Below are 17,071 nucleotides of genomic sequence, written 5' to 3'. Positions count from 1 at the left end.
TCCATAGAAATAATTTAGTAGACTAAAGTAAAAATTAAAACCATTTAGTTTATTCTAAATGGTTTATTTTTAAAAAATATCACTTTAGTAAAATAAAGTAATAAAGTAAAAAAGTAAAATTTATATAAATATTTAGGAGGTAGGACTTATGAAAAAAATAATAGTAATTATAATGATGGTTTTAGGAGTATTTACAAGCAGTTTTGGAGCAGATAATTCTTTGAAAGATATTCAAAAGAAAGGAAAAATGATAGTAGGATTAGATGCTACTTTTGCTCCAATGGGATTTAGAGATGAAGCTGGAAATATTGTTGGATTTGATATTGATTTAGCTAATGAAGTGGCTAAAAGATTAGGAGTTACAGCTGAATTTAAACCTTGTGAGTGGGATGGAATTTTATTTGATTTAAAAGGAAAAAAAATAGATATGGTATGGAATGGAATGACAATAACAGAAGCTAGAGAAAAACAAGCATTGTTCTCTGAACCATATTTTGAAGATGGGCAAATGATATTTTCGAGAAAAGAGAATAAAATAGATAAAGTTGCAGAATTAGAAGGAAAAGTAGTAGGATTGCAACTTGGAAGTTCAGCTGATGTAGCTGTAGCAAAAAATCCAATATCTCAAAAAACAAAAGAGATAAAAAAATATGCAACTAATGTAGAAGCTTTAATGGATTTAGAAGCTGGAAGATTAGACGCTGTTGTAGTTGATGCAGTAAATGGTAAATATTATAACTCTAAGAAAAATGCACTAGCTTATTCAACAGAATCTTTAACAACTGAGTATTATGGAGTTGCTTTTAGAAAATCTGATAAAGCATTTAGAAATGAAGTTCAAAAAGCTTTAGATGAGATGAAAAAAGATGGAACTTATAATAAAATAGTATCAAAATGGTTTGGAGAATAATTAAAATAGATAGGATTAGGAGAGAGAAATAAATGTATAATGATTTTTTATTCATACTTAAAGGTATGGGACTTACAGTAAATTTATATATATTAACAATGGTATTTTCATTACCTTTAGGTGTGATTTTATCTTTAGGAAGATTAAAGAATAAAGGAATAGTAAATAATATAATAGTTGTGTATACTTCTATATTCAGAGGTACTCCTCTATTATTACAACTTTTCTTTGTATATTATGGACTTCCAATAGTTGGAATTACTTTAACAGCTTTTTCAGCTGCTGTAATAACTTTTACAATAAACTATGCAGCATATTTCTGTGAGATTTTTAGAGGAAGTATTTTAGGAATTGAAAAGGGACAATATGAAGCAGCAAAAGTATTGGGATTAAGTTATTGGCAAACTATGAGAAGAATCATAATCCCTCAATCTCTTATAACAGCATTACCACCTTTATCAAATGAAGCAATAGCATTAGTAAAAGATACTTCTTTAGTATCAGCTATAGGAATGGCAGAAATTCTTAGAAATTCAAAAGAGTTAGTAACTAGAGATTTCTCTATAATTCCTTTTGCAATTTGTGGAGCTTTATATTTCTTAATGTCTGTAGTAATTATAATGTTATTTAAAAAATTAGAACAAAAGGTGATGATATAATGAGTTACATTTCAGTAAAAAATTTACATAAAAAATTTGGTGATGATGAAATTTTAAAAGGGATTGATTTGGATATAAACCAAGGAGAAGTAATATCTATAATAGGAGCATCTGGTGGAGGAAAATCAACTTTCCTAAGATGTCTTATAGATTTAGAAACTATTGATTCTGGTGAAATTAATGTTCCTGAAAAAAATAAAATGGGAATGGTATTTCAATCTTTTAATCTTTTTCCACATAAAACAGCAGCACAAAATATAATGGAATCTTTAGTAATAGTAGATAAAATGGATAAAAAAGAAGCTAGAAAAATAGCTATAGAACTTTTAGATAGAGTTGGATTAAAGGAGAAAGCTGATGTTTATCCAAAAACTTTATCAGGAGGACAAAAACAAAGGGTGGCAATAGCAAGAGCCATGGCAAAAAATCCAGAAGTTTTACTGTTTGATGAGCCAACATCAGCATTAGACCCTGAAATGGTAAACGAAGTTTTAAATGTTATTGAAGATTTAAGAGAAACAAGTAATATCACAATGGTTATTGTAAGCCATGAAATGAACTTTGTAAATAAAGTTTCTGATAGAATAGTGGTATTTGAAAAAGGAAAAATAAAAGAGATAATAGATAATTCAGAAAATAGAAAAAATAAAAAATAATAATTAACCCTCAATTTATAATTTAGATTGAGGGTATTTTTTTATATTGAATTAATAAAAAAGAGAGAAACATAAAAATGTTTCTCTCAAAAATTTATTATTTACTTTCTACAAATTTAACTCCTAAATCTGGAAAGTCTGTAAATAATCCTGTGGCTCCTGCTTTATATAATAAAACATCATATAATTCATCTACATTGTCTACAAATTCTGGTAGAGCATCTTTTCTTATAGTATATGGGTGACATTCCATATTAGTTGATTTTATATCTTCAACCATATTAGTCATAACAAGATTTCCTTTTTTAGAATTATTTTCATCAATCATCATATACCAAGCAGGTCCAACTCCATCAGCATATTTAGAAATTTCTTTCATAGCACCAGGTTCAAACATCCAATCATAACTATAATTTACCCATTCACCATCTTTATTTTTTTCTTCTGTTTCGTGCCAATCAGTATAGGCAATTAATTGGACTAATTTTAAATCCATTCCCATTTGAGGAAGTAATTGAGTTTTTACACGAATTAATTCATTATAGTCAAATGTTTGGAAATAAATAGGACTATCTTTAGTAGTATATCCATATTTTTTTAGTACTTCAAGAGTTGCTTTTGCTATGTCTTTTCCATTTTGATGATGGAACCATGGAGCTTTTATCTCTGGATATATACCAACTTTTTTTCCTGTTGATTTTTCCAACCCTTGAATAAATTCAATCTCTTCTTCTAAAGTATGGATTGTGAAATGAGATTTCCATAGAGGGAAACGTCCAGGATACACAGCTACTTCTTTTCCATCTTTTGTTTCAAAATTTTCTGTCATCTCTAAAGATTTTATCTCATCAAGAGTAAAATCAATAACATAATAACGGCCATCGGCTCTTTTTCTATCAGGGAATTTCTTTGCTACATCTGTTAATTGGTCTAAAAAATGGTCATGTATTACTACTATGTGGTCATCTTTTGTCATTGCAAGGTCTTGTTCTAAATAATCTGCTCCTTGAGCAAATGCTAAGGCTTTTGATTCTAAAGTGTGTTCTGGTAAATATCCACTAGCTCCACGATGAGCAACTATAACTCTGTCATTTTCTTTTCCTGTTTTTGCAGTTGCTCCCATAGCCAGTGTAGACATTGTTGCTAAAATTCCAACCATTAAAAATTTTTTGCCAATATTCATTTTTACCTCCTAGATTTTAGTATGATTTTCCCAGATACTTAAATAGTATCATAATCCCTATATTTTTTCAATATTAAATAAAAAAGTTCTATAAAAATATATAAAAAGTTTAAAATTACATAAGTTTTATTTAGGAAAGTTTAAAATTGCTTAATATTTTTAGAGTTACAAAGCAATTTTTTTGATATGATAACGTATATTTATTTCAAACAAAAATTAGTAATTATTTATATATTTTTATTTGATTTATGTTGTAATTAAAAAAGATATTAATAAATTAAAAAAAAGGCAAGAGATAAAATTTTAAATAATGTACAAAAATTATATTTAAAATGAGTTTGAAAATAATAAAAAATATGGAGCTATTATATTTTATTGATGACTTATAAAATATAATAACTCTATTTTGTTATATAAATATATTTTTATAATCCCCAAGTTGGAAAAATAATATGAGTATACAACATAGTTACTACCATATAAGTTGAAACAATTATAAAGAAAGGTTTAAATACTTTTTTCATAATTTCTCCCTCTCTTCCTATTAAATCCACAGTAATAGCAACAGCAATTATATTATTAGTACAGATTAAATTTCCTAAAGAAGCTCCAGCATTTTGTCCAGCAAAAATTGTTATTGGATTTAAACCTAATTTTGTAGCAGCTTCTAAGTGCATAGGAGCAAACATTATATTAGAACCTAAACCTGTTCCTGTGATAAATGCTCCTAAAGAACCAATTACAGGGGACATTGCAGGATATAAATCTCTTGTAACCATAGCAATTGTATTTGCCATTATACTTATCATACCAGAAACTTTCATAATATTACTTAAAACTAATAAAGTAGAGATTGTAATAAGTGCTGGAAAAACATTTAAAGCAGCATTTTTAGCATGGACTAAATAACTACTTGTTTTTAATTTTAAAATTAATCCTCCTAAATAAGAACTAACAAATACTACAGCAGCAACCCACATAATATATCCATATTTGGCTAAAACATTCAATGGGAAAGAGTATCTAACTATAGGTAAAGCTAAAGATAAAATAATATATGGACCAAAAGCTTGGAAACTACTGTAATTTATTTTTTCTCTAACTATATCCCTTGGAATTTCTTCTTTTTTATAACGATATTCTTCTGGAGTATCTAATTTATAAAATTTTAAAAATATAACAGATGCAGCTATAGATAAAACTCCTGTACCTAAACTTGCCAATTCAGGTCCAATAAAATTAGAAATAAAAAATAATATTGTAGGAGTACATAAACTACTGAATATTAAAAATGGAGCAAAGTTTTTAAATCCTTTTTTTCCAAAAGCCATATAAATTAAAATATAAGGAATTAAAAATAGTCCAAATATATGAATTCTTCCAACCATTACAGAAGATTGAGCAGCAGTCATAATTCCAGCTTTTATTAAAGCAGAAGAACCATTAATAGTAGTTAAACCAGCTCCTCCCCATGAAGCAGCAGTAGAATCTCCTAATAAAGAAGCAGCAGCTGCAACTACAGGATTAAAACCTAATCCAACTAAAAATGGACCAGCAATAGCAGCAGGACTTCCAGCTCCAGCAGCCCCTTCTAAGAAAGTTACAAACATAGAAGAAATAATAATAAGTTGAGCTCTTTTATCACAAGTGACACCAGATAAAACTTCTTTTACTTTTCCAATGGCTCCTGTAAATACCATAATTTTTAAAATTATAAAAGCTGGCCATAAAAGGCAAATTATCTTAATTCCTTCAATAATTCCAGATTTACTTTGGATAATAACAGTATTTATATCTGTTTGAAAGAAAATTAAACTAAGGATAATAGCATATACTGTAACTATAGGAGCTACATACATTGCTGATTTTCTCATAATAACCATTCCTATTAAAATCGCCACTATTGGGCTAACTGCAAGTAATAACATCATTGGTATATCCCTCCCTAAAAAATTTGTAAAAAAAAACAGCCTATGTAGGCTGATAATTTTTCTATTTCTCAAAATATTTTTTTATATAAACTTATAGAATTAAAAAGTTATACATCTTGAGAAAATATATATTATTAAACCTAACATATTTTTTAGCATATAAAAATTTATTATCAATAAGTGCTAGCAATATTATTGATAATATCAGTATTATTATTACTAAAAGTATGTTAGTTAAATACATTTGTGTTCCCTCCTAAAATTTTTGCTTTGGGAATAATAATACAGTATTTTTTTTATTTTGACAAGATATTTTTTTTATTGATTGATTTTATAGAACAAAAAAATATAAAAAATGGATAAAAAATCTTTTATTTTCAATAATTTATTTATAAATAATACGAACAAAAAAATATTTTTTATTGTTCACTAGAAATAAAAATAATTTAGTGATAATATTGATACAATAATTTTTTCACATTAGGAGGTACTTGATTTATGGAAATTAAAAGTAGAAAAGTTGTTGTTATTGGAGCAGGACATGTAGGTTCTCATGTAGGATTTTCACTTGTGACACAAGGAGTTTGTGATGAACTTGTTTATATAGATATAGATAAAAACAAAGCTATAGCTCAAGCAGAAGATACTCATGATGCTGTAGTATATTTACCACATAGGGTAAGAGTAAAAGCTGGAGATTATTCAGATGTTGATGATGCTGATATAATTGTTGTTTCTGTTGGACCTTTACCAGAGCCAGGTGAAACAAGAATGGATACTTTAGGAAAAACTGTTAATTGTTTACAATCTGTAATTGAAGGAATAAAAAATTCTAAATTTTCAGGAATTATTATAGATATCTCTAATCCAGCTGACGTTATAACTTATTATTTACAAGCAAAATTAAATTATCCAGCAAATAGAATATTATCAACAAGTACAACATTAGACTCTGCTAGACTTAGAAAAACTTTATCAAAAGAATTAAATATAGACCAAAAATCAATCTATGCTTATGTAATGGGAGAACATGGAGAATCTCAAATGGTGCCATGGTCTGTGGCTACAATATTTGGAAAATCATTGCTTGATTTAATGAAAGAGGAACCAGAAACTTATGGACATCTTGATTTAGAAAAAATAGCTTATGATGCAAGATATGGAGGTTGGTTAGTTCTTAATGGTAAAGGTTCTACAGAATTTGGAATAGGGACTTCTTGTGTAGAGCTTATAAAGACAATATTTGCTGATGAAAGAAAGGTTTGTATGGTATCAACTTTATTAAAAGGTGAATATGAAGAAACTGATGTATATGCCAGTGTACCAGCAATTCTTGGAAAAAATGGAGTAGAAAAAATCATAGAGCTTCCTATGTCAAGAGAAGATTTAGAGAAATTTAAAGCTTCTTGTGAAATTATGAAGAAAAATTATAAACTTGCTCTAAGCTTATAAAATTTTAGTATCCCGAAGGTTGAGGATATATTTAAGAGCAGAATAAAAGCTCTCAATCTCTTGAGAGCTTCTATCTGAACTTGTTTAATCTAACACATGAGTACCCAACGGGTATTTATATGTATATTATAAATTATTTTTTTTAAAAGTCAATGAATAAATAAAAAAGTAGTAAAAAAAGAGACTGTTACAAAATATTTATTTTATAATAGTCTCTTTTAAATTATCTTTTTTTATTTTTCAATTTCTTCTTCTTTAATTTCTTCGATTTCTTCTACATCATTATCTATAGAGTTTTTAAGTTCTTTTTTATACAAATGATATTGAAATAAATTATAAATTATATAATAGAAAGAACAGATAAACATACTATATTTTAAAGTTACTAGAACGAATATAATAAATAATGGCATAAACTTTTTAGGTACAAAATTAAATACCTTGTCTGGTGTTAAAAATGGAATAGTTGAAACCATTAGAATAGCTGCTATAACTGTAATAGATATAAAAGTTTCTACATTAAATAAATTATATCCAAAATTATTAATAGAATCACAAATTAAAAGATAAGAAATTATAGAAGCAGCTCCATTAGGAATAGGCATTCCACTAAAGTCATCTTTTTCATTAGAAGCAACTGTAACTACATTGAATTTTACAAGTCTCATTACTCCACAAAGAGCATATATAAAAGCTACAGGCATAGCCAAAGTTACATATTTTGGATATTGTGAAAGTATAGAATAAACAAGTATACTAGGAGCTAATCCAAAAGATATGGCATCTGAGAAAGAGTCAAATTCTTTTCCAAATTCACTAAAAGCGTCAAATTTTCTTGCTGCTTTACCATCAAGACCATCACAAACCATTGCTAAAAATATAAACCAGATAGCTTGAGTAACATTTCCTTTTATAGAGGCTGTAATACTTAGATAACCAAGAAGCATATTAGCTGCAGTAATTCCATTTGGTGCTAAATATTTTTTTTCTACCATATAATCACTTCCAATTTTTAGATTTTATAAGTTTACATTATATATTACCATATTATTCATTTTTTTTCAATTTATTTGTAGTTTTAAAGAAAAAACCATTAAAATTATGTCTAAGTTAATATAAGAATTTTTAAATATATATTTTATTATTGAGGAAAAAATATAAACTGTGATATAATCTATATATTAAAAACTAGATATAGATTACGAGAGGAGAAAAAATGAAAAAAATTGTAAATATTGTAATTTGTTTTGTAATATTAATAGTTATTGGATTCTTTGGATTAAAAGATGTCTTTATAAAGAAAATGTTGGAAAAAGAATTAACCAATTCTTTAGAAACAAAAGTAAGAATTTATGGAGTAGATTATTTTGTTTTTAAAGAAAAATTAGAATTAAAAGGTTTAGGAATAGAAAGTAAAGAAGATGATTCAATAGATGCTATCTATATAAAAAATATTTCTACAAATATAAAAATTAATGAGCTTGTAAATAAAAAAATATCTTTAGAAAATCTAGAGATTAGAGATATAGAACTTAATAAAAAAACAGATAGAAAAAATGTAAAAACTCCTGTAAGAAATGGAGAATATCAACTTGCAAATAAAGAATATACAAGTGATGAATTTAAAACTATAGCAACTAATTTCATAAATAACTATAAAATTATGATATCTGGAATGTCTGCTGATGATTTAGAAAGAAATAATAGACTTAAAGCTGTATTTTTAGGTACAACAATTCCAGTTGTAGATAAATATGTTGATTATAAACTTTCTAATATAGCTACAGACTATATGGCAGATATAGTGGATAAATATCACTCTATGAAATATAACTTTAAAGAAAATGAAGCTCAGTTAAAAGAAGATACTTGGGTAGTAGAAATTGCAAATTTAAGTGTAAATACAGAATTATTAGGAAGAAATTTATTTGGAGTAGTTCAAGGAGTTACTACTGATAAATCAAAAATGAATAAAGATATATTATTCACTTTGGGAGCTAATGCTGGAGATGAAAGAAGTTCTATAACAGGAGTTTTAAATCTTGTAACTTTTGTTGGTGAAATTGATATGAAATTTGAAAATATGGAAGTTTCACAATTTTTAGAAGAAAAAGATTTTGTATCTGGAAAGGCTAACTTAGTTCAAAAAATTATTCTTAAAGATGATGAGATTTCTGTAGTAGGAAAATTAGATGTTAAAGATTTAATTTTACATAAGGAAAATATTTCAGAAGCTCTATTAGGAGATAAAGATGGAATAGATGTAATTGTTGGCGGAACTGATGAAAAAATAAATGATATTAAAGTGGAATATAATTATAATCCTCAATTTAATAAAGTATTTGTAAATAGTAATCTAGCTGAAAAAGTGGCTGTTTATTTAGGTGGAGATATAGGAGAACTTGATAAGATTAAAAAAGAATTTAATCAAAAATATGGAGAAAAAATCAATCAAGCTAAAGAAGAAATAAAAAATAAATTGGAAGAATTTATAAATATTTTTAGTAAATAGGAGATAATTATGTATATAGTTTTTGATGTAGGAAATACTAATATTGTAACTAGTATTTTAAATTCAGAAGGAATCGTTGAAAATACTTTTAGGAATCGTACTAATGATAGAATCACAGAAGATGAATTTATGGGATTTTTTAAAAGTATGATGGATATAAATAATATTGAGGTAAAAGATATTGAAGGGATAATGGTTTCTTCTGTTGTTCCTGTAATTACTAGTATGTTACAGAGATTTGGAAAAAAATACTTTGGGTTAGATGTATTTGTAGTAAGTGTCAGTCAAAAAATACCTTTTAAGTTTGCTGATAATATAGATGCTTCTGGAATGGGAGCTGATAGAATAATAAATGTAGTTCAAGCCTTAAAAGAGTATCCAGATAAAAATTTAATAATTTTTGATTTTGGTACTGCTACAACTTATGAAGTTTTAAAAGGGAATACTTATATTGGTGGTGGAATTTTTCCAGGGCCAAGAACATATATAAACTCTCTTTTTGGAACTACAGCTAGACTTCCTAAGGTTGAGTTTTGTGAAACTGAAAGTGTATTAGGAAGAAATACTGTAACAGGAATACAGTCTGCAACTTTCTTTGGATATATTGGACAAGTTAAATATCTTATTGAAAAAATAAAAGAGGAAGTTGGAGAAGATTGTTTTGTAATTGCTACTGGAGGTTTTAGTAAAATCATTGGTGAATATGTAAAAGAAATTGATAAATGTAGTTCAAAATTAAGTATAAGAGGAATATATACTCTTTATAAAATGAATAAGGAATAATAATTGACTATATTTAAAAAAAATAGTATAATATAAAAAAGGAAATCCGAAATAGAAGTTAGGTATTAGACTAACAAGTTGGCGGACAACAGAAAAACCTTTTTAGATAGTTTTTATAGATAATTAATATAGGAGGCATCTCTGCCTCCTATTATTATTTTTATTTATAAATTTTACTTCTATGTCCTACTTCTAAAACTAATATTGTAAGAATTTCATCTTGGATATTACACAATATTCTATAATTTCCAACTCTATATCTCCAAATTCCTTTTTTATTACCTGTTAAAGATTTTCCGTGGATTCTAGGGTCTTCACAATTAATTAAATTTTTGTTAATCCATTTTAAAAGAGTTGTTTTGGTTGAATTATCCATTTTTCTAATATAATTAGCAGCTTCAATAGAAAAATCAACTTTATACACTATAATTCAACTCCTAATTCTTTAACAAGGTCGTCAAATTTTATAGTTTTCCCACCATTTTTCATATGTTTTTCATAAGCTTCATTAGCTAATTTTAAATCATACTCATCTTCTAATCTTTCAAAAATTATTTTTTTTAAATAAGAAGATAATCCTACACCTTCAAATTCAGCAACTTCTCTTAATAATTTTTCTTCATTTTCATTTAATCTTAAAGATATAACAGCCATCTTTATCACCTCTTTTGTATTACCATTGTAGTACAAAATAAAGAAAATGTCAATTTATTTATAAAAATTGAATATTTTATAATTTTAATATGTATAGTGTTTAAAAAAAGTTATAAAAAAATTTTTTTTATATAAAAAGATTGAAAAAAATATATTTCAAGAGTATAATTTTAAAAAAGGAATTAAAAAGGGGTGATATATTATGAATAAAATGTCAAAAGAAGAGAAGCTATTTAAAAGATATCTAAAGAAAAAGGTTTCTTTTGATGTAAAAACATTAGTTAAATATTTAATAACAGGAAGTGTAGTTTTATCTTTGACTGCTTGTGGTGGAGGTGGAGGAGGAAGCTCTTCAGGACCTTCATATATTCCAAGAGAAACAATAAATAATACTGAAGCTAAAACAGATAGTACTGTTTTAAATAATAAAAACTATAATAATGAAGGAAGTGTGACATTAACTAAAGGAACAGAAGGAATTGTAGGAATAGCTGTTTTAAATGGAGATATAGATAATAGAGGGAATATATCAATTACTAAAAAAAATTCTAATACTTATTTAGCAATGTTAGCAATGGAATTTTTATCTACTGGTTCAAATAATTTAGATAATTTATTGAAACAAGGAAATTCTATAGGAATTTATAATGAAAATGGAAAACTAGTAAATAATGCAATGATAACTGTTTTTGGAAACAATTCAATAGGAATATACGGGAAAAATTCAGATATTCAAAATAGAGGAACAATAAATGTTAATGGATTATTTGTGAATGGAATAAAAGCGAATGGAAATATAAAAATAGAAAATAATGGAAATATAAATATTATATCTGATAGAGTAGACGAAGTAATAGAAGAAGCTGAAAATAATTATTCAATTGGAATAAATGGAGAAACATCTTCTCAAGGAATTATAATAAATAATGGAATAATTACAATGGAATCAAATATATACTATTACAAAACCAATGAAAATGAACAGGGAAATATAAGAGAAGGATATAAATGGAATAATGTAATAGGAATGCTTGGTAAAGGAAATGTTAAAGTTATAAATAATAAAAATATAAATATAAAAAATAATGGTTTGGGAATGGTAGGATATGGAAATGCTACTATAGAAAATAATGGAAATATAATTGTAAATGGAAAAAATAAACATGAAACAGAAGGAGATGTTTCAAATGAATTTACAGTTGGAATTGAATTAAATAATAATTCAAAAGGAATTAATAATGGAATGATAGTAGTTAATGGAGATACAGATAATAGAGGCGTAGTTTTAGCTGATCTAAATTCAAATTTTATAAATGAAAAAAAAGGAGAAATAAAAGTATCTTCAACAGAGGAAACATACACTATAGGGATACAAGCAATGAGAGGAGAAAAGAATCAAGAACTAGGAATAAAACAAGAGATAATAACTAATAAAGGTAAAGTAACAGTTTCAAATACAAGTGAGAATGGAATTGTTTATGGAATAAAAGTAAGTGGTTCTTTAAAAGACAATTTAAAAGTAATTAATGAAAAAAGTGGAGTTATTAATGTAACTGGAAATAAAGTAGTTATAGGAATGAAATTGAATGATACTAAAGGAGAAATAATAAATGATGGTATCATAAATGTTAATGGTAATTCTGAAATACAAATAGATGGATATTCAGCTAATACAGGAATGACTTTTGATGGGCCAATAGAAGGAAAAAAAGAAGAAACTATAGTTAGAAATAATGGAACAATAAATGTAATAGGATTAGGTTCTGGAATGTCTGGATTAGGTATTGGAACTATTATAAATGATAAAACAGGAAGAATAAATGTTGAAAATAGTGGATATGGAATATTAGGATACTCACTAAATGGCGATATAATTAATAAAGGAATAATAGAGGTAAAGGATTCATTAAATATAGAAAATTCATTAAATGAATATAAATATGGAATAAAAAGTAACTCAGGAAATGTGACTAACGAAGGAATTATTAAAATTAATAGTAATAAAAAAGAAGGAAGTTATGGAATAGAAGTACAAAATGAAAATTTAGATGTTTTATCAGTAATAACTAATGAAAAAGAAGGGTTAATAAATATATCTGGAAGTTATGTAGAAGGAATATCTGCAGTCGGAAATGTTAAAAGTATAAATAAAGGAACAGTGATAATTGAAGCAAAATCAAGTATAGGAGAGGATTCATATGGTTATGCAATGACAGCCTATAATGGAGCTCAGTCTATTAATGAAGGAATAATAACTGTTGGGGAAAATTCTTCTGGGATGAAAGCTGAAGGAGTAAAAAGTAAAATTACAAATAAAGGAACAATAAATGTTGAATATAATGCTTTAGCTGGAATGGAAGTAGTTGATAATGGAATACTAGAAAATGTAGGAAAAATTAACATTGAAGAAGCACCAAAAGATGAAAATAAAATTTTAGGAAATGAAGTTATACCATCCGATATATCAGACGAAAAGCTTTTTGATGAGATACAAAATGTTATAGATAACTTTACTGTAAATGAAACTATGCTATCAGGAATAGTTGCTAAGGATTCTCAAAATATTGTAAATTCAGGAAATATAACAGGAACAGGATTTGTAAATGGCATAGATTCAATAAATTCAAATGTAAAAAATGATGGAAAAATAGAATTAACTTCTAGCTTAATTAATTCAGATATAACAATAACACACCAAAAAGGAAGCTTTAACTTAGAAATGAAAGTTAATCAACTAGCTTCTGAGGTTATAGGAATGAATGGTAATGGTGGAAGTTTAGAAAATGGAGAAAATGGAATAATATCAATAATAGGTTCAGGAGTAGGAATAAATGCTATTAATGGAGCAACAGTAACTAATAATGGAAATATAACAATGAACTCTATGGAATTATTAGGAAGTATGACTTCATCAGATAAAACAGAAGAAAATGGAGCTGTATCAGATTATAAGAGTGAATGGGGTGCTTTATATAGTAAAGTAGTAGGAATAAATGGAGAAGGAGCAGGAACTACAATAGTTAATGGAGAAACAGGAAAAATAAATTTAACAGGCTCAGGAGTAGGAATAAATGTTTCTAAAGGAGCAATTGCAACTAATAAAGGAGAAATTATTATTAACCCTGTAAAAATAAAAGATGGATATGAAGAATACATAGAAAAAAATGGAGAAAACATAACGAATGAAAAAAATGAGAACCTTTATACTTATGTTGTTGGAATGACAGGAAAAGATTATGGAACAGAAATAATAAACGAAGGAATTATTACAATGACAGGAGCAAATGGAGTAGGAATAGAAGTATTTGATGGCGCTAGTGCAATAAATAAAAAAGAAATTAATGTTAATGGAAAAAATGCAGAAGGAATGTCATCCTATAAAAACTCATCAGTAACAAATGAAGGAACAATAAATGTAGGTAAAAATTCTTATGGTATGACAGCAGAAGGACAAGGAAGTCAAGCGATAAATAAAGGGACAATAAATGTAGGAGCTGGAGCTTATGGTGGAATGATGGCACTTAATGGTGGATATATTTACAATAGTTCTACAGGAGTTATAAATATTGATAAATCATTAGGTGAAGGATTGGCAATGATGGTTGATGAAACTTCTAAATTTAAAAATGAAGGAAGAATAAATGCAGAAGGAGATGTTACAATAGGAGAAGGAGCAACATATATAGTAGGAACCACAACAGATGGTAAAGTAGGAGTGATAAATGCTGACAATGTTGATTTAAATGGAAATGTAAAATTAGATACTACTATAGCCAAAGGAACATATAAAGATTCTTACGATTTAGGAACAATAGTAAATGGAGATGTGAAATTAGGAGAAAATTATAAAGTCTCTTCAAACTCAATTTTCTATGATGCTAATACAGAGTTAGATGATGATGGAAATTTAAAAGGAACATTAGAAAGAAATGATAATTCAGTTTCAGATTATGTAAATAAAAACTTTATGGCTGTAGCTGGATTATTTGATAACTATTTAGAAAATAATGGTAAATATGAAGAATTAACATCAACTCAACAAGAATTAGTAGATAATATATTTACTTCATCTTCATCAATAGCTGAATTAAGAAGTACTATAGCGGATATATCAGGAACTGAGTATTTAAGTATTTCAAGACAAATCTTTGATATAAAAGATGAGTTTGTAAAATATGATAATTCAGTAATAGATAACATAAGTGACTATAATTTTAATATTGAATTTATTGGTGGATATTCTGAAGTGGATAGTAAAAATGATATAGATGGATATGAAAGTAAAATGACTGGATTTAATGGAGCTATGAAGTTAGGAGAAAATCTATATGGAACTTTAGGATATGGATATTCAGATATAGATTATGACAAAGATTCTAAAGAGAAGATTCAAACTATTCATATGGGATTACAACAAAGATTAAATTATGGTGGATTAGATATTAAATTTGGATTATCAGGTGAATATAATTTCCATGAAATGGATAGAGGAGTACAAGGAAAAATAGTAAATTCAGATTTTGACTCATATATTATTGGTCTTAATGGAGAAATAAGTAAAAAATATGGAGAAGCATTATATATGAAACCATATTTCTCTTTAGATGCAAATTATGGAAAAATAAAGGGATTTAAAGAAACAGGAGATATTTATAACTTAGAATTTAAATCACAAGATTATACTTCAGTAATACCAGAAATAGGATTAAAATTAGGTAAAAAATATGATACAGCAGAAATATATGGAATATTAAGTTATGGATATGAATTAGGAAATATTTCTAAAGATGAAAAAATTTCTATAAATGGTGGAGAAGTAGAATTATTTAATAACGAAATGAATAATGATGATATAAAAGCTTCATTGGGTACAAAAGTAGATTTAGAAAATATTAGCTTTAATGTAGAACTAGGAAAAGAATTTGGAAAAAGAGATAGAGAATATGTTAAAGTAGGCTTTAGTTATAAATTCTAAAGATAATATTAAAGGCTGGAAATTTTCCAGCCTTTTTAAATTATTTGTTTAATTTGTTGTATTCAATCAATCCTTTTTCTAGGATATTAAGAGCTTTTTTAATTTTATCTTCTTCTAAACAGTAAGTAATTCTAACTTGTTGTTTTCCAGCATCTGGAGTTTTGTAGAATCCTTGAGCAGGAGTAAGCATAACAGTTTCTCCGTCGCAATCAAAAGATGAAAGTAACCAAATAGCAAATTTTTCACTGTCATCAACAGGAAGAGTTACCATAACATAGAAAGCTCCCTCAGGTTTTGTAACTTTTACACCATCTATTTTTTGAAGTCCCTCAAATATTACATCTCTTCTATTTTCATAGATTGCTCTATTTTTATCAAAATATTCTTTTCTTAATGTGTTGTATAATCCCTCTGCTCCTATCATATCAAGACTTGATACAGAAAGTCTTGCTTGACATAATTTGTAAACAGCTGACATAAATTCCTTGTTTTTACTAACAATAGCTCCTATTCTAGCTCCACAAGCTGAATAAGTTTTTGAAATTGATTCTATAATTACAGTATTTTCTGCATATTCAGGGAAAGCTCCCATACTTGTAGCAATTTTATTATCATAAGAAAGAAGTCTATATACTTCATCACTTATAACAAAAAGATTGTATTCCTTTGCAATATCTCCAATTACTTTTAATTCTTCTTCTGTATAAACTGTTCCTGTTGGATTTCCAGGATTTGTAAGAAGAATAGCTTTAGTATTAGGAGTAATTTTTGCTAAGATTTCCTCTTTTGCTGGTAGATGGAAACCCTCTTCTGCTTTTGATTGGAAAGCATTAACTTTTATCTCAAGCATTTCAAAGAAACTATTATAGTTTGCGTAATATGGTTCTGATACTAAGATTTCATCACCAACATCAAATATTGTAGAAAGGACGAAAAGTAATGCCTCACTTCCCCCACAAGTTATAAGAATTTCTTCTTCATTGAAATCTAAATTAAAATTTTCTTTGTAAAATCTGCTCATTGCTTGACGAAGTCCTAAATTTCCTTTTGAATGAGCATATTTTAAAGTTGTTTCACCACTGTTTGCTATAAATTCAAAAAACTCTGGTGGTGTTGGTAAATCTGGTTGACCTATATTAAAATGATAAACTTTTTTTCCACATCTTACTGCTTCTTCTTGATAAGGTATTAATTTCCTTACAGGAGAAACTTTTATATTATTAACTCTTTTAGAAATATTCATATATTACACCTCTTTATTTATTTTTTCTATATATTATATAATATTTTACAAATAAATGGAAGTGCTTTTACAAGTATACTTAAAAATATCTAGGTATTTTTCTTAAAATAGTA

Annotated in this window: 13 protein-coding genes; 7 read left to right on the top strand and 6 right to left on the bottom strand. The window is 26.7% G+C overall.

Annotated elements, in window-relative coordinates; translation table 11 throughout:
* Positions 1 to 148 precede the first annotated feature (148 nt).
* The 3 genes from T364_RS0102765 to T364_RS0102755 are packed head-to-tail and all read left to right on the top strand — an operon-like array spanning position 149 to position 2,225.
* Positions 149 to 910, top strand: coding sequence for an amino acid ABC transporter substrate-binding protein (locus T364_RS0102765; RefSeq protein WP_027128220.1), 762 nt, complete (start codon positions 149 to 151; stop codon positions 908 to 910).
* 32 nt (positions 911 to 942) lie between these two features.
* On the top strand, positions 943 to 1,569 hold the full coding sequence (locus tag T364_RS0102760; RefSeq protein ID WP_027128219.1) for an amino acid ABC transporter permease: 627 nt from the start codon (positions 943 to 945) through the stop codon (positions 1,567 to 1,569).
* Positions 1,569 to 2,225 (top strand): amino acid ABC transporter ATP-binding protein, encoded by a 657-nt coding sequence (locus tag T364_RS0102755; protein WP_027128218.1) that lies wholly within the window; start codon positions 1,569 to 1,571, stop codon positions 2,223 to 2,225. Before T364_RS0102760 ends, T364_RS0102755 begins: the two co-directional genes overlap by 1 nt.
* Positions 2,226 to 2,322: 97 nt before the next feature.
* Here T364_RS0102755 and glpQ read toward each other — a convergent pair whose 3' ends face one another.
* Complete coding sequence (gene glpQ / locus T364_RS0102750; protein ID WP_245596554.1) at positions 2,323 to 3,363, bottom strand: glycerophosphodiester phosphodiesterase; 1,041 nt, start codon at positions 3,361 to 3,363, stop codon at positions 2,323 to 2,325.
* Between the two features lie 470 nt (positions 3,364 to 3,833).
* Entirely contained in the window at positions 3,834 to 5,339 is a 1,506-nt protein-coding gene (locus tag T364_RS0102745) for an L-lactate permease (RefSeq protein ID WP_027128216.1), read from the bottom strand.
* Positions 5,340 to 5,837: 498 nt separating this feature from the next.
* On the opposite strand from T364_RS0102745, the gene T364_RS0102735 reads away from it, so the two are divergent.
* Positions 5,838 to 6,791, top strand: coding sequence for an L-lactate dehydrogenase (locus tag T364_RS0102735; RefSeq protein WP_027128215.1), 954 nt, complete (start codon positions 5,838 to 5,840; stop codon positions 6,789 to 6,791).
* Positions 6,792 to 7,024: 233 nt separating this feature from the next.
* Here the strand turns inward: T364_RS0102735 and pssA are convergent, their stop codons facing one another.
* On the bottom strand, positions 7,025 to 7,786 hold the full coding sequence (pssA, locus tag T364_RS0102730; RefSeq protein WP_027128214.1) for a CDP-diacylglycerol--serine O-phosphatidyltransferase: 762 nt from the start codon (positions 7,784 to 7,786) through the stop codon (positions 7,025 to 7,027).
* A 221-nt stretch (positions 7,787 to 8,007) separates the two neighbouring features.
* On the opposite strand from pssA, the gene T364_RS0102725 reads away from it, so the two are divergent.
* Both T364_RS0102725 and T364_RS0102720 read left to right on the top strand, forming a co-directional pair.
* Entirely contained in the window at positions 8,008 to 9,303 is a 1,296-nt protein-coding gene (locus T364_RS0102725) for a hypothetical protein (RefSeq protein WP_027128213.1), read from the top strand.
* A gap of 9 nt (positions 9,304 to 9,312) precedes the next feature.
* On the top strand, positions 9,313 to 10,086 hold the full coding sequence (locus T364_RS0102720) for a type III pantothenate kinase (RefSeq protein WP_027128212.1): 774 nt from the start codon (positions 9,313 to 9,315) through the stop codon (positions 10,084 to 10,086).
* Between the two features lie 160 nt (positions 10,087 to 10,246).
* On the opposite strand, the gene T364_RS0102715 is transcribed toward T364_RS0102720, so the two are convergent.
* Positions 10,247 to 10,513, bottom strand: coding sequence for a type II toxin-antitoxin system RelE family toxin (locus T364_RS0102715; protein ID WP_027128211.1), 267 nt, complete (start codon positions 10,511 to 10,513; stop codon positions 10,247 to 10,249).
* On the bottom strand, positions 10,510 to 10,740 hold the full coding sequence (gene relB / locus T364_RS0102710; RefSeq protein WP_027128210.1) for a type II toxin-antitoxin system RelB family antitoxin: 231 nt from the start codon (positions 10,738 to 10,740) through the stop codon (positions 10,510 to 10,512). The genes T364_RS0102715 and relB overlap by 4 nt, the downstream gene beginning before the upstream one ends.
* 202 nt (positions 10,741 to 10,942) lie before the next feature.
* Between relB and T364_RS0102705 the strand changes: the two genes are divergently transcribed.
* Positions 10,943 to 15,715, top strand: a complete 4,773-nt coding sequence (locus tag T364_RS0102705) for an autotransporter outer membrane beta-barrel domain-containing protein (RefSeq protein WP_027128209.1) — start codon at positions 10,943 to 10,945, stop codon at positions 15,713 to 15,715.
* Positions 15,716 to 15,755: 40 nt separating this feature from the next.
* On the opposite strand, the gene T364_RS0102700 is transcribed toward T364_RS0102705, so the two are convergent.
* Positions 15,756 to 16,958 (bottom strand): pyridoxal phosphate-dependent aminotransferase, encoded by a 1,203-nt coding sequence (locus T364_RS0102700; protein WP_027128208.1) that lies wholly within the window; start codon positions 16,956 to 16,958, stop codon positions 15,756 to 15,758.
* Positions 16,959 to 17,071: the final 113 nt, after the last annotated feature.

This window comes from Fusobacterium perfoetens ATCC 29250, assembly GCF_000622245.1.
Lineage (GTDB): Bacteria > Fusobacteriota > Fusobacteriia > Fusobacteriales > Fusobacteriaceae > Fusobacterium_B > Fusobacterium_B perfoetens.
This window is presented reverse-complemented; position numbering and strand designations above follow the sequence as displayed.